At 57.1% G+C, this 17959-nt stretch carries 12 protein-coding genes; 6 read left to right on the forward strand and 6 right to left on the reverse strand.

What is annotated here, in order from left to right; all coding sequences use genetic code 11:
* Window positions 1-33 precede the first annotated feature (33 nt).
* From ACF8AM_RS01690 to ACF8AM_RS01705, 4 genes are all read right to left on the reverse strand, one after another.
* Window positions 34-747, reverse strand: coding sequence for an FkbM family methyltransferase (locus ACF8AM_RS01690; protein ID WP_392553971.1), 714 nt, complete (start codon window positions 745-747; stop codon window positions 34-36).
* A gap of 128 nt (window positions 748-875) precedes the next feature.
* A complete protein-coding gene (locus ACF8AM_RS01695) occupies window positions 876-2000 on the reverse strand; it encodes a glycosyltransferase family 4 protein (RefSeq protein WP_392553972.1) in 1125 nt (374 codons plus the stop codon).
* Between the two features lie 125 nt (window positions 2001-2125).
* Window positions 2126-3484: a Trx7/PDZ domain-containing (seleno)protein gene (locus tag ACF8AM_RS01700; RefSeq protein ID WP_392553973.1), complete on the reverse strand. Its 1359-nt coding sequence runs from the start codon at window positions 3482-3484 to the stop codon at window positions 2126-2128.
* A gap of 163 nt (window positions 3485-3647) precedes the next feature.
* Window positions 3648-3878: an FmdB family zinc ribbon protein gene (locus ACF8AM_RS01705; protein ID WP_392553974.1), complete on the reverse strand. Its 231-nt coding sequence runs from the start codon at window positions 3876-3878 to the stop codon at window positions 3648-3650.
* Between the two features lie 267 nt (window positions 3879-4145).
* Between ACF8AM_RS01705 and ACF8AM_RS01710 the strand changes: the two genes are divergently transcribed.
* Both ACF8AM_RS01710 and ACF8AM_RS01715 read left to right on the forward strand, forming a co-directional pair.
* Entirely contained in the window at window positions 4146-4820 is a 675-nt protein-coding gene (locus ACF8AM_RS01710; RefSeq protein ID WP_392553975.1) for an NAD(P)H-hydrate epimerase, read from the forward strand.
* Window positions 4821-4858: 38 nt separating this feature from the next.
* Window positions 4859-5542: an ankyrin repeat domain-containing protein gene (locus ACF8AM_RS01715; protein ID WP_392553976.1), complete on the forward strand. Its 684-nt coding sequence runs from the start codon at window positions 4859-4861 to the stop codon at window positions 5540-5542.
* A gap of 88 nt (window positions 5543-5630) precedes the next feature.
* Here ACF8AM_RS01715 and odhB read toward each other — a convergent pair whose 3' ends face one another.
* Window positions 5631-6953, reverse strand: a complete 1323-nt coding sequence (gene odhB / locus ACF8AM_RS01720) for a 2-oxoglutarate dehydrogenase complex dihydrolipoyllysine-residue succinyltransferase (protein ID WP_392553977.1) — start codon at window positions 6951-6953, stop codon at window positions 5631-5633.
* A 321-nt stretch (window positions 6954-7274) separates the two neighbouring features.
* Here odhB and ACF8AM_RS01725 point away from each other — a divergent pair, with 321 nt between their 5' ends.
* Together ACF8AM_RS01725 and ACF8AM_RS01730 are read left to right on the forward strand one after the other, a co-directional pair.
* Window positions 7275-8516, forward strand: coding sequence for a deoxyribonuclease I (locus ACF8AM_RS01725; protein WP_392553978.1), 1242 nt, complete (start codon window positions 7275-7277; stop codon window positions 8514-8516).
* A 26-nt stretch (window positions 8517-8542) separates the two neighbouring features.
* Window positions 8543-9730 carry a cysteine desulfurase family protein gene (locus ACF8AM_RS01730; RefSeq protein ID WP_392553982.1) on the forward strand — a complete coding sequence of 396 codons (1188 nt, stop codon included), beginning with the start codon at window positions 8543-8545 and terminating at the stop codon, window positions 9728-9730.
* Here the strand turns inward: ACF8AM_RS01730 and ACF8AM_RS01735 are convergent.
* Complete coding sequence (locus tag ACF8AM_RS01735; protein ID WP_392553979.1) at window positions 9727-10590, reverse strand: sulfite exporter TauE/SafE family protein; 864 nt, start codon at window positions 10588-10590, stop codon at window positions 9727-9729. The two genes, ACF8AM_RS01730 and ACF8AM_RS01735, sit on opposite strands and share 4 nt — an antisense overlap.
* A gap of 64 nt (window positions 10591-10654) precedes the next feature.
* On the opposite strand from ACF8AM_RS01735, the gene ACF8AM_RS01740 reads away from it, so the two are divergent.
* Window positions 10655-16786, forward strand: coding sequence for an alpha-2-macroglobulin (locus ACF8AM_RS01740; protein WP_392553980.1), 6132 nt, complete (start codon window positions 10655-10657; stop codon window positions 16784-16786).
* A 243-nt stretch (window positions 16787-17029) separates the two neighbouring features.
* Window positions 17030-17878, forward strand: coding sequence for an HAD-IIA family hydrolase (locus ACF8AM_RS01745; RefSeq protein WP_392553981.1), 849 nt, complete (start codon window positions 17030-17032; stop codon window positions 17876-17878).
* Window positions 17879-17959: the final 81 nt, after the last annotated feature.

Below are 17959 nucleotides of genomic sequence, written 5' to 3' on the forward strand. Positions count from 1 at the left end.
GTGGACATTGCTTGATACTGCTGAGACGCCGGTTTAGGCGGCGCGTTTTGGCATTGGAATCACGTCGGCTGGTTTGGACCATTGCTCCCACACGAACGGGTAACACCAGTCTTCGCCGTGTGACTGCGCGAGGTCACGGCGGATGCGGTTGCGGTCGTCGTCACTGGATTCGCTCAAATCGTGGAACTGGACCTGAATGGTTTCGATTCGCTGCAGCCATCCGAGGCGAGCGAGGTGAGGCAGGATATCGTATTCGCCTCCCTCAATGTTCACCTTCATCAAGTCCGCATGATCGACGCCGATGCTTTGCAAGTAGGCCCCTGCTTCGACTCGACGACCGCAGATCGATTTCTCGCCTTCGCGAATCGAAGAAGAGGCATCCCCGGTGTCAGACAAGATCAGCTCTCCGTCTGAACTGCTGAGCGCGACCGCGTGCACATGGATGTGAGTATGGTCCGCGTACTTGGACTGCAGTTCCGATGCAAATCGCGGATGAGGCTCAAACACATGCACGGTCGAACCGTAACGAGCATGAATGTCATCGGCCCATTCGCCTCGAAAACCACCGAGGTCCAAAACAATGGAACTCGATCCCAGGTCATCGAACTCGTATCGCTTGGTAGGGATTCCGTCTCTTCGAAATTGGTTGTACGCCCGTCGAAATTCGCGATAGCGAGAGTTTGTCAGCGTCTTCCAAGGCTTGCGAAAGAGTTGGGCGATTCGCTGTCCGACTGTTTTCTGGGGCATTCGTTCTGTCCTCATTCAACCATGACGCAGCGTCACGGTGAAGGTATAGCGGGATGATTCAATCGGCATAATTGACCAAATGAAGTTGGAGGTACCAGCGATTTGCCTCCAACGTCAAGCGACAATCTTCAGGCAGCGCGGCGTGTACGAAAGGATTCGCCAGCCCAAAGTCGGTCATAGACCTGCTGGTAACCATCAATCTCGTTGTTCAGGCTGAGCGAATTCACAGCGAATTCCCGTCCGAGTTCCCCGGCGGAGCGCAACAGGCTGGGATCCTGAATCATCTTTTGAATGGCGTGACGAAGCCCTTCGCGATCTCCAATTGGAACCACATGTCCAGTCTCGCCTTCTTGAATCACAGACGAATAGACACCGGTGTTGGCCGCCACCACGGGAACGCCACTGGCCAGGGCTTCCAAAGCAGTCATGCCGTAGCCCTCGTAGCGGGCCGGTGCGACCAGCAACGATAGACTTCGCATCCAAGTCGGCAGTTCATGACTGGGGACTTCGCCAACAAACACGACGCGATCGGTCAGCCCACAAGCATCGATCTTGGTCTTCAACGCTTTTTCAAACGCAGAATCTTCTGGTTTGGCACGACCGATCACGACAGCAGTGAAATCGGGGTTCTGAGGTAGCAGTTCGCACATCGATTCGACGAACAAATCGGTCCCCTTTTCAGCTCGGACGCGGCCAACGATGCCGATCCCGCATTTGCCGGGCAATCCGGTCGCTTGCCAATCCGCGATGCGATCCTCGGCAGGCGTGAACTTTTGGGTGTCGACACCATGCGGCACGACCGATGCCAGGTTCGGAACCAATTTCCCGGCGGCTTCTGTGGTCGCGACCACCGCATCCATTCGCGAAATCAGGGCGCGTGGGAATGCCGAGTGCCGACGAATGGCGGCCGAGGTGAAAACAATTCGGATGGGAAGCCGCAACACATCCCGAGCGAAGATCGCGGCGCTCATTTCCATGTTGCGGCGCACATGCCAAATCGAAAACGGCCGATTCGAAGGCCGCTGACAACTGGATCGGAGAGCCCTGTGGTACCGGAGCGGTTCAGGTGCATCCGGAAGTGGATCGCCGACCAAGCACAACTTGAGCCGGGATTTTTGACCGGAGACGACTGCATTGGCCGTCGCAGAAACCCCCGTGAACCGACGGTGAAAATTGGTCACGAAGACCTCTGGGGCTTGATCAGAGCCCATCAGATTCGTGTTGCCGGATGCATGTTCGTCAGATTGATTCATACTGCGTTTCTCCACAGTAGGAATTACCGGGAAACACGCCATGGAAGCAAGATGAATCGAAGAAATTCAAAAAAAGCGGCGTCCGTGCCGCGGGGCAGATGATTAGCCCGATGTGGATGATCGGGTCACTTCTGGATTGGAATTTCAGCGGTTCGTTCGCGGCCATCGCGAAGGAGCTTCATCGTGACCCGGTCGCCGGGACGACGCTGTTCATTCACGTGGTCAAAGATGTCGGCTTCTCGAATCAAATCCGATTGACCGTCGTATTCAATCAGGATGTCATCGACTCGAACGCCAGCTTTGCGAGCGGTCCCATGCAGTCCATATTTGCCAACGTTGGCCACACGAAGTGCCATTGGCGATCGCAAATTTAGTTTCTGACGCTCACTTTCGTCCAGAGGTAGTAAACGCATTCCCCCACCGGCGATCCGTCGCATCATCCACGAGGACACTCGCCAGGACGGATCGTCCCAACGTCGCCAACCATCGGGCAAGGACAATGTCAGCGTCTGAGTTTGCCCGGCACGCTTCGTTTTGATCTCAACTTCGGCACCCTCGGCAGGAATTTGATTGAGCGCCCACTGCACATCCGCCATCGACACCAAAGGTTGTGAATGGATGCTTTGCAAATAATCACCCCCTTGGTAACCAGCCGTGGCGGCCGCGGCTCCTTCCACCACGCTTTTCACCCGAGCCGGAAACCTTGCATCGAGCACCAACCCAATGGATTTGGGATGCGGGTAAGGATGCAGGACCTCCTCTGGAATCGACTGCCCTTTTTGCCAGTAGTAATCGCGGCGGGCTTCACCGATTTGATGGCAATGGATGCAGCTCTTCGCGACTTGACCGGAATAGTCGAGATGGTCGGGACGGTCTGCCAGCGAGGGGTACTTTTCAGGGGAAGCAAACTCCAACGGATCACCCGATTTGCCCACCAAGGATTCGCGATTGGCTGGGTAAGCTTCGTGCAGCTTTAAACTTTCCCGCAGCGCCGCGGCCATTCCTTCCAGAGAAACGTCGCCCAACCATTCGGTCCGGTGCGACCGCGTTCCAAAGCGTCCGTAGACCGTTTTGTCTGCGTTGAGCATGAAGACGGCGAACGATTGATCCGTGTCGTATTGAAACACGTTCAAGTCCAACCCATTGGTTCCGACCACGCGAACGCGAACGTATTGGTCGAGCAAACGCTTCAGCTCAGGATCGCTTTCGACCAAGTCATCGTCGAGCTTGACGCACTCCTCGCAGGGCAAGCACCGCAGGACCACTAGGATCGGCTTGCCAGTCTGGCGAGCTTGTTCGTAAGCGGCATCCAGATCGTTGTAGATCCAATAGCCGGTCGCGAGAACTCGCTCACGGTCGTTGCGAACGATCGTTTCTCGATCCTCTTTCGCGTTCGCCTCGGTGAGCTCAAACAGCGAGGGTACCCCGACGGACAACAACACGGTGGTCAGTGCAAACGCGCGCACTGTAAGAAAGCGGCTCATGGGACTCTCCTGGGGGAATGGGACGCGTTCGCCGAGGCCTGAGTGAGCGAAGTGCCCGCAGTGGCGTTCATTGGAAAGCGTCAGATGGGGCGTGGATTGTAAACGATTCCACGCCCCGTTTGAGAATTTGACCCGTTCGTGCAAGTGGCTGTTGCCCGACGAGCTACATCTGGCAACCGCCACCGCAGCATCGCGGGGCACCACAGGCGTCGCCGCCGCCCGCCATCGGCAAGCTCGAACTGCCGCTGCTCATTGAGGGAGCCGACGGGACGCTGAGGACACGCGTCAACTCCGCATTGCTGCACTTCGGGCAGTTCACTTCTTCACCGGGCGAGCGAACCAAAATCTCGACCACGTCATCACACGTCTTGCATTCGTATTCGTACAGAGGCATCTTCAGTATCCGAGAGGAACGACAGTCCAAGGAACAAACGGTGGGCCAACAGCCCGCACACTCATTGTTTCTCACGAATGGCGTTCGCACCACTCGTGGTCTGGCACGACTTTTCTTTCCCGTAGTGAACGAGGCAACGAGTCCTGAACTGGCGTCAAAATCAAGAACTCGTCACTTCGTCCACTACGATCAACCCTTACTTTTAGCTGTGACAGACCACCGGAAACGTTTGAGGAAGCCGTTTTTCGTCCTTCCAAGGAAGCGATCATGAAACCGATTTTGCAGCCACCACCGATGACTTGCGAACGAGTCCGCGAAATTGATCGGGTGGCGATGGAGCAGTTTCAAATGCCCGGCATTGTGCTGATGGAAAATGCCGGGCGCGGCGCAGCAGAACGCATCGACCAAATCTCGCCCGGTGGCAACGTGCTGATTCTGTGTGGCAAAGGCAACAACGGTGGCGACGGGTTCACGATCGCGCGGCACCTGCAATTGGCTGGACGTGAAGTGACAATCCTGGCCATGGCCTCTGTGGATGAACTGCACGGCGACGCCGCGATTCAAGCCAAGATCGCGGAGGCGGCGGGAATCGAGATCCAGGTGCTCGGAGACACCGCGACGAAGACGTTTTTGCCAGCCGCCGACATCATCGTCGATGGTTTGCTGGGCACAGGAGCCAAACCACCGCTGCGTGGTCGCTTTGTCGATGTCGTTGAGTCAGCCAACGCGGCCTCCGCGGTGCGGATTGCGTTGGACATTCCCACTGGAATGGACGGCGACACGGGGGAAACAGGCGAACCGACATTCCACGCCGATCACACGCTGACCTTTGCCGCCCCCAAAGTTGGCTTTGCCAAGCAAGACGCGGCTCGCTTCACGGGCCAGGTCCATGTGATCTCGATTGGCGTGCCGCTGAAACTGTTGCGTCAATTCAGTTCGTGAGCTTGGCCGGCCTGAGTCGCTGCGACTATGTTAGGGCCATGCAAAACCACCTCCCTCGGACGCGTCGCGTTCCCGTTCGTTCGTCCTCGATTCTTGGCCTCCTGATTCTCAGCTCAGCGGCCGGGTTGTCGGGATGCGAATCCAAACGTCTTTCGCCGGAAGATTTCCCACGGCGTGAACGCGAAGAAGTGCTGGCGCCTCAAGCTCCCGAAGGCATGGCCACATCAGATGATGTGCCGCTCCCCGAGGTATCGCCCGAAGACAAATTTCGCGAAGCCGCGATGTTGGGCGATTTGGCCGGTGTGAAACGACTCGCTGGCCAAGGTGTGGAAGCCTCGTCGATGGACGAGCAGAAACGCACCGCCTTGCAAATGGCCGCCTTTGACGGTCACACGCCCGTGGTGGAGTGGTTGCTGTCCAAAGAGGTTGAAGTCGATCACCGCGATTCGTTTGGGCGGACCGCTTTGATGTACGCGTCCACCGCCGACAACGCTGAAACGGTCAAGCTGTTGCTCGATGCTGGCGCGGCCGTGGATCTGGTCGACAGCGAAGAGCACTTCTCACCGCTGATGTTTGCCGCCGCGGAAGGGCAGATGGCAGTCGTGGAGTTGTTGCTCGAGGCAGGAGCCGATCCCACCAAAACGGACATCGACGGTGAAACCGCGATCGATTTCGCCAGCAGCAATGGGCACACCGAAGTCGTCAAACGACTGCAAAAGTAAGCCGGCTTCCATTCGGCCCGGTCGCCATCACAGAAACCGGGCCCAACCTTGAATGGAACGTGCGAGCTGGAGGAAGCCCGCGACCAGATCAGACTTCCAGGAACAATCGCGATGGGTCTTCGATCGTTTCTTTGATCGCGACCAGGAATCCAACTGCTTCGCGACCGTCGACGATGCGGTGATCGTAGGTCAACGCGACATACATCATCGGGCGAATGACCACTTGGCCGTCTTCCGCGACGGGGCGTTCTTGGATCGAGTGCAGTCCCAAGATGCCACTTTGAGGTGGGTTGACGATTGGCGTGCTGAGCAGCGATCCGTAGATCCCGCCGTTGCTGATCGTGAACGTGCCGCCCATCAAGTCACTCGGTTGCAATCGGTTTTCGCCGGCCAGACGAGCGTATTCGGCAATGCTGCCTTCGACTTCCGCAAACGACATGCGTTCGACATTGCGAAGGACAGGGACGACCAAACCTTTGCCGCCACCAATCGCGATGCCGATGTCTTGGTAGTTGCGGTAAACCATCGAATCGCCGCGAATTTCCGCGTTGACGGCAGGGTAACGCCGCAGGGCTTCGACGGTGGCCTTGGCGAAGAACGACATGAAGCCAAGTTTGACGCCATGTTTTTTCGCGAACGCGTCTTTGTATTTGCTGCGGATCGCCATGACGGGTGCCATGTTGATCTCGTTGAACGTTGTCAACAAAGCCGCGGTTTGCTGGGCCTGGACAAGCCGCGACGCGATCGTGCGACGCAGCATGCTCATCGGTTTGACTTCTTCGGATCGATAACCACCGTTGGTCATCAGCGAAGCCGTCTCGGGCACCGACATGGGCTGAGCCGGAGCGGAGGGAGCTGGCGTGGCAGGAACCGCAGCCGGCGCGGCGGGTGCCGACGGACGGGAGGCTCCGTTGCGGATGTGCGCCAGCACGTCTTCCTTCAGCAATCGTCCGCCAGGTCCAGTCGCGGGAACTTGCGAGGCATCCAGTTGGTGCTCGTCCAGCAATCGCTGGGCGGCTGGCATCACAAACCCTCCGCCACCTTTGGCGGGGCTGGATGGAGCGGGTGCGGGAGTGGAAGCAGCCGGTGCGGGTGCGGCGGGCGTCTTTTCTGCAGCCGGCGCCGATCCACCGCTGGAAGCTCCACCGTCGCCGCCAGCGGGCTGTTCCGCGACTTGAATCGACGCGATTTGTTGGCCGACTTCGGCGAATTCTTCGGACTGTTTTGTGATCGACTGCAGGTAACCGCTCGCAGGAGCAGGAATTTGCACCGACGCCTTTTCCGTTTCAATTTCGACGAGGTCTTCGCCGTTCTTGACCCAGTCACCTTCTTGTTTGAGCCAATTGCCGATTTGCACTTCGCTGATCGATTCGCCAACGGTGGGAACTTCGACGGGAATGATGTCGCTCACGGGAACGTTTCAACCACTTGATAGAAAAAGCTGGGACGGTACGAGCAACCAGAATAACGAGCCAAGCGAACAGTGTCAGCCGCTCCGACCGCGAATGCAGGCTTCTGGAAAGAAGATTGACCAACGTCGCACAGCAAAGACCGCACCAGCACCCCAGAAAGTTTGCCGGTTGTGACGAAGGGGGGGATGAATGTCCATTTTTTGGGCTGCAACGATGCGGGCGCCGATCCAAGACGATGGTGGTCGGTTGATTGAACCGGTCACCGCCCGAATCACGCTCGTTGCCCCAAAAACCCGCCCCAACTTGTCCCGGAGGCAGTCATGTCCGATGCACCCGAGAAAGGCCATCCCATCCAGATGGCTTTGATCGTCGTGTTGTTGATCGGCGGGGGATGGTATTTCTTCAAACACTACAACATCTCTGGGCTGGACGGAGTCGCGATCAAACCCAAAGCCGATTTCGCTTGGGAAAAACTCGACGATCCGTTCACGTTTACATCGTCAACCGATGCTCGCGACTCGCTGAACTGGCCGGTTGACGAATCCGGCAATCCCATCGAAGCCGACCCGGTCATCTACAGCCCCAGCGACCTGCTGCGGTCGGGTCCCTCCACCAAAGAAAGCCTGTGGGGAACACCGGCCCGTGACACCCAGGGTGCCTCGCCAGCCGAGCAGATTTCGGCGAAGCGACCGCCTCAATACCAAAACCTCCGCATCGCATCTTGGGCCTTGGATGGATTTGGCCCGACGAAATTGGCCAGCAACATCTGCCGAAAAAACCTGATTCGCGTTGTTCGCCAATTCGACATGATCGCCTTGCAACAGGTTTCGTCGATTCACCAAGACTTGGTGCCCCGGATGGTCGACGCGATCAATGAAAATTCATTGGGCAGCGGCGGCCCGGTATTCGACTACGTTCTCGGCGGACCAACCGGCCCAACTCATCGTGGCGAGCAAATGGTGATTCTGTTCCGCCCCGATCGCATTCGAGTGGACCGAACACAAACGTACACAGTTGCAGATCCCGACCAGCAAATGCTTTACGACCCACTGGTCGCCTGGTTCCGAGCAGCCCAACCCAGCGCCGCGAGAGCCTGGACGTTCACGGTGGCCAACGTGCGAATCGATCTGGGCCGGGCTCCCAGCGAAGTCGCTTTGTTGGGCCAGCTCTTTGATTCGATTCGAGATGACGGTCGCGGTGAGGATGACATCCTGATGATGGGATTGTTCCAAGCCGATGACGCGTACCTGTTGCCAACCATCGCCGGACGCACCGTCCGCGCTGCCGTGTCCAGCACACCGACGGATGTCTTTGGACGGCACCAGACTGAAAACATCGTGTTCGATTTTCAATCGACTGCAGAAGCCATCGGCCGCGGTGGAGTCTATGACTTCTTGCGTGTGTACAATCTCAGCCTCTCCGAAGCACAAACGGTGTCCAGTTACCTGCCGGTGTACGCTGAGTTTTCACCCCTGGAAGGCTCCCCGATCGCGAATCAAGCGACGCTGGATCAAGCCGTTGTGCAACAAGCGTCATTGCCGAGCGGCAAAACGCTTCGCTAGCTGACGATCCAACACCGCGAATGACGATGATCTATCTCGACCATCATGCGACGACCCCCTGCGACCCTCGCGTCGTGGAGGCAATGTTGCCCTATCTGACGCAGCACTTTGGCAACCCGCACAGTGATTCCCACGAAGCCGGGCGTGAAGTTCGCCGAGCGATTGACCAATCGATCGATTCGATGGCCGCGATCCTGAACGCTCCCCGCGAAAGCGTTGTCATCACTTCCGGTGCCACCGAGAGCATCAACCTGGCCATGCGAGGTGTGCTGATGCACCCGCGTTGCAAACGTCATCAAGTGGTCGTTTGTGACACCGAACATCCAGCCGTTTTGGAAGTGGCGGACGATTTGTCCGAACAGCTTTCTGCCAGCGGTCAGCCCATCGAAATCATTCGCATCGGAGTCCATCCACACGATCATCCCTCGGCCGGACAAGTCGACTTGGACCAGTTCCGCGCCGCAGTCAACGATCAGACCGCGTTGGTTTCGATCATGTGGGCAAACAATGAAATCGGCTCCGTCGCTCCCATCCAATCCATCGCTGAGATCACCCACGAAGCGGGTGCGGTATTGCACTGCGATGCGACTCAGGCGGTCGGGCGATTGCAGGTGGACGCGATTGCGTCGGACGTTGATTTGCTGACCGCGTCGGCACACAAATTCTATGGGCCGAAGAGCACTGGTTTCCTGGTTGTGGGCAACGGCAACCGACGCGTGCGACTGCGTCCCCAAATCGTCGGCGGTGGCCAGCAACGAGGGCTTCGTGGTGGAACACTCAATCCCGCCAGCATCGTCGCGATGGCAACGGCACTGCGAATCGCAATCGACGATCTCGTGAACGAGACCTCACGGATTCTTACACTGCGAGAATTGCTTTGGAGACGCCTGCTGGAATCGATTGATGGTTTGCAGCTCAATGGTGCCAATTGGCATGACGATTCCTCGGTTCGTTTACCAGGCAACCTGAACGTGCGATTGCGGGACGTGGAAGGTGAAGCCTGGATGGCCGCCACTCCGGAAGTCGCATTCAGCAGCGGCTCGGCATGCAGCAGCACCGAGGCTCTTCCCAGTCACGTGCTCCTGGCGATGGGATTGACCGAATCGGAAGCTCGCCGAAGCGTGCGGTTCGGTGTCGGCCGATTCAACACAGAGGGCGAAATCAATGCCGCCGCGGATCAACTGATCGCATCGCATCAAAAGCTGGTTGGTTAGTGTGGCATCCAGCCCAGCCGAATGCCCGCCGCCAGCACAATCACGGCGGTGATTCGGCGAAGTGTCAACGGAGACAGCCAACTCGAGGCTGCCCGGGTTCCGACCTGGCCTCCGATCAAGACGCTGACAAACAACCACGGCCACCACGGAGCATGCGTCTGAAACTCTGTCATGATCTCGCCGACTGACCAACCATGCTTGCTGGCTTGGCCGACCAATCCCGCCAACGAGTTGACCAGGATGAACAACGAACTGGTCGCGGCGATGTCGCGAGCGTGACTCCAACGAGTCAGGTGCAACACGGGCGACAAGAAAATGCCTCCACCGATGCCAACCAGTCCCGCGAGCAGGCCCAACCCACCGCCCAGGATGACTTGCAAAATCACACTGGATCTCCGCCAACGATTCATCCCAGTAGGGATGCCCCCATTCACGGTCTCATTTGCGATCGTATCCCGCTTGGGTCCGCCCTCCGTCTTCGTCGTTTCATGACCGCGATTTTTTTGGCCGCCCAGCATGAGTAATACGCCAGCGACAATCAGCGTGCCCGACAAAAGAGGCACAAACACGTCCCGGTCCAAAGGGATCGAACCGCCGACCCAGGCCATTGGAACGGACCCAACCACCAGAGGGACACATCGTGACCAAGGCATTTGCTTTTGCTGCGTGAAACGCAGGCAGGCCCCTGTGACAACCAATAGATTGCAAGCCAACGAAAGCATCGGCAAAACACGATGGTCCACGTCATGAAGCACCAACAATGCGGTGTACGTGGACCCGCCACCGAAGCCTGCGCTGCTGTACACCAGGGCCGCCAAAAAGAACCACGCGACGATCCAAAACTTTCCGCCTAATAACATGCTGGCTCAATCGTTACCCTGAGTGGCAGTGTCTTTTCTTTGCAGCTTCTTGAGGTGATCCGCTATGCGGCAATTTCGTACCGTGACTTACGTCGTTGTTGTTCTGAGTCTGTTGCTCGGGTTGCTCTATTTACCCCTGAGACTCTCCATGGCCGCTGAACCCAAACAAGATGCCTCATGGCGAAAACAGCAATTTGAAGCGGCCAAGCAAGCGTTGCAAAAAGGTCTTCCGAAAACCGCGCTCAAGCACTACGACGCCATCGTACCCGCCGCAATCGCCGAAGAAGACCACGATGACGTGATCTTGGCCATGGGGATACGAGCTTCCCTGCGAGGTCAACTCGATGGCGGAGGCGCCGAAGACCGGATCCTGCACCTCCAGAAATACCTGGATACTGCACCGGAGGCATCCAAACCGCTGCTGAAGGCGGTGCTGGCCAGTTGGTTCTATTCCTATCAACAGCAAAACCAATGGCGGTTCCGAAATCGCACCGAGATCGAAACTCGTGAAGACGATTCGACGCCCATCCAATCCAGCGACGATCTGAAAACCTGGAGTGCTCAGCGGATCATCCGCCACGCCGGCACACTGTTTGACGAAGCCTTGGAAGACGCCGAGACCCTGCAAGCGACCGACCTGGAATCGATCCAGCGACTGATCACCGAAGGCAACGCCCCCGAGTCATATCGCCCGACGGTCTATGATTTCGTGGTCAACCAAGCCATCGCCCACTTTGTCGACGCCCATTCCATCTACAGCGGACCGATCGAGCGTTTCGAACTCGAAGCAAACTCGCCGATCCTGGATCCCGTCGCCAGTTTCCTCGCTTGGGAGATCCCGGAAACCGATCTTGAATCGCCGCTTCGCCGAGCCACGGAATTGATGCAGGATTGGATTCAATTCCGTCAATCCAAAGCAGACGAACAACAAGACGCTTTCTTGGACGCGAACTGGAACCGTTTGCGTTTCGCGGAACAGAACGCAGTTGGCACGACCAAAGATGAACGCTCCCAAACCGCGATGCAGCGTTTCCTCAGCGAGAACGCAGATCATCCGATCAGCACCCGAGCCAGTTTCCAGCTCGCGCAAAAAGAAATGGGACAAGAAGAATTCGTTCGGGCTCATCAAATTGCCAAGGCAGCCGTAGCATCGCATCCAAATAGTTTTGGGGGACGCCAATGCGCCGCGTTGATCGAACAGATCGAAGCCCCCCAGCTCAACATCGCGACCGAGCGAGTTTGGAACCCGGCCCTCTCCGAGTCCGCTCAGGCGGAAATCGAAATCAGCTACAAGAACATCACCAAGGTGCACTTCAAACTGGTCTCGCTGAGCTTTGACGAATTGCTCCGTTCAGGGCAAATGGTTCAGAACAACGAGCACGATTGGTTGAGGAAGTTTGGCGAAGAACCCGCCGTGCAGCAGTGGTCGGTCGACTTGAAAGAAACCGCCGATTTCAAAACCAGCGTTCACCGAATCGATGTCCCCAACGACCTGGCAAAGGGAAGCTACATGCTGATCGCCAGCGTCAACAAAGACTTCGTTTGGAAAGAGAACTACCTGGCAGGCAAACAGGTTTGGGTGAGTGAATTGGCACTTGTCACCGACGGGCGATGGAACCAAGGCACACTCGAAGGCCACGTCCTGGATTCCAACACCGGCGAACCCATTCCGCAGGCCACCGTTGCCGTTTGGACCTGGGGCAACGATGGCCAGCGGAGGAACAACCGCAACAATGGCTACCGATACCGGTCGCTGCCGTCGCTGACCACAGATCAAAACGGTCGCTTCGAGTTGAAAGCGGAGCAAGGAACCAACCTGAACAACCTGTTGCTGCTGGCTCAAAACGGCAAGGATCGTCTTCCATCCCAGCAGCACCATTCCGTCCGTCATTCACGACCATCAAATCGACTCAGCGGTCGCACGGTGTTCTTCACCGACCGTGCGATCTACCGACCGGGGCAAACGCTTCGCTTCAAAGCGATCGCAACGACCTACGACCAATCAAAAAACCTGTACGAAACCCACAATCGTAAATCGCTGCAGGTGCAGTTGCTCGACCCCAACAACCAAGTGGTCGAAACATTGGATCTGGTCACCAACGACCGCGGCAGTTGTCATGGCAGCTTCCATCTGCCGACGTCGGGACTGACCGGCCAAATGCGACTGCGCGTCCGCGAGTTCCCACGAGGCGCCACCACCGTTCGAGTGGAAGAGTACAAACGTCCGAAGTTCGAAGTGACCCTGGACGCCCCGAAGGATCCGGTTCGCCTGGAAGAATCCGTGACGGTCTCCGGTCGCGCGACCGCCTACACCGGCGCCGCGATCAACGACGCAACCGTTCGCTACACGGTCGTACGACAAGTCCAATATCCGATTTGGTGGGTATGGCGATGCTGGTGGATTCCAACGCCTCCCGCTGAACCGCAAACGATCGTGCAAGGCGAAACGACCACGGATGAACTGGGACGCTTCGACGTGTCCTTTGATGCCGTGCCAGATGCCTCGGTCGATCGAGACAGCGAACCCACGTTCCGATACGTGATCACCGCTGACGTGGTCGATACCACCGGCGAAACGCGATCGGACAAACGCACGGTCACGGCGGGTTACACGACGATGTCGGCTCGAATGAGCGTCGCTCACCCCGATTGGCTGACCGAACAAGAGCAGGTCGACATTCAGGTTCACACAACCTCGCTCGACGGCGAAGCACAAGCTGCTGAAGTCAAAATCGAAGTCTGGTCGCTGAAGGCTCCCGAGGTCGTTCCGCAACCGCGTTGGGGAGCTTATCAACCGCTGCCAGCGGATGCGGACGACGAAGCGAAACAAGTTCATCCCGAGGATCCAAATTCATGGCCGCTGGATGAATTGCAGTCTTCGAAGACATTGCAAACGGATGCCAATGGACATGGTTCGTGGGAAGTGTCGCTTCCCAAGGGGCACTATCGAGCGGTCTTGTCGGCCGTCGATTCAGCCGGCAATTCGGTCTCGGCGTTGTTGCCGCTGCGAGTGATCAATCCCAAAGCGGATCAACTCGGGCTGCCGATTGCCAGCCTGTTTGTGACGCCTCAATCGCAGTGGGAACCAGGCGAAACGTTCACTGCGGTTTGGGGCAGCGGCTACGAAGATGCCAAGGCTTTGGTGGAAGTCGAGCATCGCGGCGAGATCCTGCAGCGATATTGGACGCCCGGTGACAAGACACAAATTGAGATCACCCAAGCGGTCGATGAATCAATGCGAGGTGGCTTTGTCGTCCGCGTGATGATGGTTCACGAAAACCGTCTGCATCTGCATCAACAAGTCGTCAATGTTCCGTGGACGAACAAAGATTGGTCGATCCGCTGGGAACGTTTCGTTTCCAAACTCAAACCCGGTGCGGAAGAGACTTGGACGGCGATCATCGAACCCAAGGTGGTGGATGAATCGACCAAGGCCCAGCAGGATTCCATCATGGAAATGGTGGCAACGCTTTACGACGCATCGCTCGACGTGTTTGCCAAACATCGTTTCGCAACCGGCTTCAACGTCTTCTATCGAGATCGAAGCACACGCAGCCCGCTCCTGAACAACGGCTGGCAACACTTGTCGACCGTTGCGATGTGGTCGCACCGCGGCTATCCCAGCGGTGAACTGAGCTATCCCGATTGGGTTTCTGAACTCCAGTTGAACCAATTCTTCGGACGTCCCATGCCGATGGCACGCGGGATGGCCTTTGCGGAGTCTGACATGATGATGGCGGACGGGGCGGTGCCAGCGTCGGCCCCGATGCGAAAACAATCCGCTCCTTTGATGACGGCTGGAAGTGCGATCACGAGCGACTCCGAAGAAGCCGATGATGCTCCCCCCGAATCAAATGATCCCGAGATCGATCTGTCCGGCATCCCGCCTCGCAAAAACCTGAACGAGACCGCTTTCTTCTTCCCCGAATTGATCGCGGACGAAAACGGTGCGGTGACAATGAAGTTCACCATGCCAGAAGCATTGACTCGTTGGCAATTGCTGGGATTCGCCCACGGTGCCAACCTTGCCTCCGGTACCATCTCGGGCACCACCGTGACCAGTAAAGACTTGATGGTCCAGCCCAATCCGCCTCGGACGCTGCGGGAAGGGGACGAGATTGAACTGACAGTCAAAGTCAGCAACCAATCCGCCGCAACCCAAACGGGCGTGGTGGCGTTGAACCTGTCGTCAGCGTCTAGCGGTGAATCCGTCGATGCTCAAGTCGGCAATTCACAGCCCAAGCAATCGTTTGAAATTCCCGCCGGCCAGTCCAAGACATTCTCATGGCGAATCCAGGTTCCCGCTGGCATTGGGTATTTGGTCTACAAGGCCGTCGGTTCAACCGGACGGTTGTCCGATGGCGAAGAAGGTTACCTGCCGGTTCTGACTCGTCGCATCTTGGTGCACGAATCCATTTCGCTGCCGATCGACGGTGCCGAAACGAAAACCTTCCGGCTGGCGAAGTTGTTGGAAGGAAATAGCGACACGCTTTCGAGCGAATCGCTGACCATTCAAATGACTTCCAATCCGGCTTGGTATGCCGTGATGGCACTGCCATATTTGATGGAGTATCCCCACGAATGCAGTGAGCAAACCTTCCATCGCTTGTACGCGAACTTGCTGGCTCGGCACATCGCCACATCCGACCCGCGAATTGAACGCGTGTTTGAACAATGGCGGAATCAACCCGAGGCGGCAGGTCGAGTCACGTTGGATAGCCCTCTGGCTCAGAACGAAGAACTGAAGTCAATCGCACTCACCGAAACACCTTGGGTGTTGCAATCCAAGTCCGAATCGGAGGCACGTCGCAACGTGGGGATCTTGTTTGACACCAATCGTGTCAACGATCAAGCCGACCGATTGACGCGGCGTTTGATCGAACTGCAAAAGGATGATGGCAGCTTCGCTTGGTTCGATGGTGGTCCGTCCAACGACACCATCACCATGTTGATTGTCACCGGGTTCGGTCGACTGCAGCACTTGGGTGTCGACGTTGACATGCAGGTGGCGATGAAAGCGCTCACGCACTTGGACGCTTATGCGACCAAGCTGTATGAACGCATCAAGCCAGAAGACCGCAACAAAGTGCATATTTCACCAACGGTGGCGATGCTGTTGTACGGACGCAGTTTCTACAAGAGTCAAGCAACTGCACCCGAGCACAAGGAAGCGGTTGATTACTGGACCGACCAACTCGCAGAACACTGGTTGTCCTTGCCGAGTCGGATGAGCCAAGGGCACGCCGCGATCGCTTTGCATCGACTGGGGCGACTCAAGGAGGCCAAAGAAATCGTTGCTTCACTGATCGAGCGTTCGGTGGTCGATGAGCAAGGCATGCACTGGAACGACGCCAACTCAGGCTGGTGGTGGTACCAAGCACCGGTTGAAACGCAGGCGATGATGATCGAGGTACTCGATGAAGTCGCTGGCGATCTCCAACGGGTCGAACTCTGCCAGGCCTGGTTGCTGCGGCAGAAGGAAACTCAGTCTTGGGAAACCACCAAATCCACTGCCGACGCGGTTTACGCGTTGCTGCTGCGAGGCACGGACAAGCTGGCATCCGATGAAGTCGTCGACATTGCGGTGGGGCAACAAGAAGTCCCCAAGGGCAATGTGGAGGCCGGCACTGGTTTCTACCAGCACCGCTTCTCAGCGGATGAGATCACGCCCGAAATGGGTTCGATTCAGGTCAAGAAGACCACCTCTGGCATCGCTTGGGGCGGAGTCCACTGGCAATACTTTGAGAACATCGAAAACATCACGCCGCACGATGGCACGCCATTGCAAATCGAGAAGCAACTGTTTGTCGTCCGTGCGACGGATTCTGGCCCCGTGCTGCGTCCTATTGGCGATGACCCCGTTCGAGTTGGTGATGAACTGGTCTCAAGGTTGATCATCCGCAGTGATCGCGACATGGAATTCTTGCACTTGCGAGACCATCGCGGCAGCGGCACCGAGCCCGTCAATGTGTTGTCTCAGTACCGGCGACAAGATGCTTTGGGGTACTATCAAAGCACTCGAGACGCGGCCGAGCATTTCTTCATCGGTTACCTCAGAAAAGGCACCTATGTGCTGGAATCCCGCTGCCGTGTGCAGCTTCGCGGCAACTATCAGACGGGGATGGCGAGCATCGAATCGATGTATGCACCTCAGTACAACAGCCACAGCGAAAGCCACGCATTGGAAGTTAAGTGATTCATGAAGGTTTGATGAACCGTGCTCCTCCTGCTCATTGCAGTGCAATCTGCTACTGAATCGAGCAGGGGGGCTGTTCAAACTTCATGCACTTGTCCGGTCGTCTAACCGTGCTGATACGCAGCGGGCACGAATCCACCTTTAGGTTTTTGGTACGAAACCTGCGTTCCGAGAACGCAATCTCAAGGTTGGCAAATCACCGCCAACCAAGTTTTCGACTCCCGAACCTCTAGCAGTGATTTGATGAAAACGGGCTTTTTGATCGACATGGATGGCGTCATCTACCGCGGCAGTGAGCTGATCCCAGGCGCCGATCAGTTCATCGACGTTTTGATTCGTCAGGACATCCCATTCCTCTTTTTGACGAACAACAGTCAAAAGACTCAGCGCGATGTCCAGACCAAACTCCAGCGGATGGGGATCTTTGTCGAAGAGTCCCATATCTTCACCTGTGCGATGGCAACGGCACGCTTCCTTGCCAAACTGAAACCCAATGGCACCGCTTACATCATTGGCGAAGGTGGACTGTTGCAAGCCATGCACCAAAATGGGTTTTCAATCGTGGACCATTCGCCCGACTTTGTCGTCGTCGGCGAAGGTCGCACGATCACCTTGAGTGCACTGGAAGCCGCCGTCGACATGATCCTGGGTGGCGCGAAGCTGATCGCGACAAATTTGGACCCCAGTTGCCCAACCAAGAACGGCACACGACCGGGTTGTGGAGCCACCGTCGCCTACCTGGAGGCGGTCACCGGACGTAAAGCCTTCAGCGTGGGAAAACCCAGCCCCATTATGATGCGAGCAGCTCGCAAGGAACTGAAATTGGCCACGTCACAGACCGTGATGGTCGGCGACACGATGGAAACCGACATCCTGGGTGGTGTCCAAATGGGCTACCGAACCGTGCTGACGTTGTCCGGTGGTACCAACAAAGAAGACCTGGGCCAATTCGCTTACGGTCCCGACGTGATTGTTGACTCGATCGCTGAGCTTTGTGATGTCAGCGAGTTTGTGCAGAGCAGTCTGCCAGTTGGCAATCGCGAAGACGACACCGTCACCAACTTCGCCGCTTGGGCCGCCGCCAACGCGTGATGGTTCACACCTGGACTGCAACGTGCGTCACATCAAGGCTCGTAGGCCAGGTCTCACCTGGCACCCGCGCCGATGCTTCGG

This window comes from Rhodopirellula sp. JB055 (assembly GCF_043100905.1).
In the GTDB taxonomy this organism is placed as follows: domain Bacteria; phylum Planctomycetota; class Planctomycetia; order Pirellulales; family Pirellulaceae; genus Rhodopirellula.

Bases quoted from the DNA above. Each gene is read 5' to 3' on its own strand.
- ACF8AM_RS01730 (WP_392553982.1), top strand. From the start codon at position 8,543: ATGATCTATCTCGACCATCATGCGACGACCCCCTGCGACCCTCGCGTC.
- ACF8AM_RS01695 (WP_392553972.1), bottom strand. From the start codon at position 2,000: ATGAATCAATCTGACGAACATGCATCCGGCAACACGAATCTGATGGGC.
- ACF8AM_RS01705 (WP_392553974.1), bottom strand. From the start codon at position 3,878: ATGCCTCTGTACGAATACGAATGCAAGACGTGTGATGACGTGGTCGAG.
- ACF8AM_RS01745 (WP_392553981.1), top strand. From the start codon at position 17,030: ATGAAAACGGGCTTTTTGATCGACATGGATGGCGTCATCTACCGCGGC.
- ACF8AM_RS01710 (WP_392553975.1), top strand. From the start codon at position 4,146: ATGAAACCGATTTTGCAGCCACCACCGATGACTTGCGAACGAGTCCGC.
- ACF8AM_RS01690 (WP_392553971.1), bottom strand. From the start codon at position 747: ATGCCCCAGAAAACAGTCGGACAGCGAATCGCCCAACTCTTTCGCAAG.
- ACF8AM_RS01740 (WP_392553980.1), top strand. From the start codon at position 10,655: ATGCGGCAATTTCGTACCGTGACTTACGTCGTTGTTGTTCTGAGTCTG.
- ACF8AM_RS01700 (WP_392553973.1), bottom strand. From the start codon at position 3,484: ATGAGCCGCTTTCTTACAGTGCGCGCGTTTGCACTGACCACCGTGTTG.
- ACF8AM_RS01735 (WP_392553979.1), bottom strand. From the start codon at position 10,590: ATGTTATTAGGCGGAAAGTTTTGGATCGTCGCGTGGTTCTTTTTGGCG.
- ACF8AM_RS01715 (WP_392553976.1), top strand. From the start codon at position 4,859: ATGCAAAACCACCTCCCTCGGACGCGTCGCGTTCCCGTTCGTTCGTCC.
- ACF8AM_RS01725 (WP_392553978.1), top strand. From the start codon at position 7,275: ATGTCCGATGCACCCGAGAAAGGCCATCCCATCCAGATGGCTTTGATC.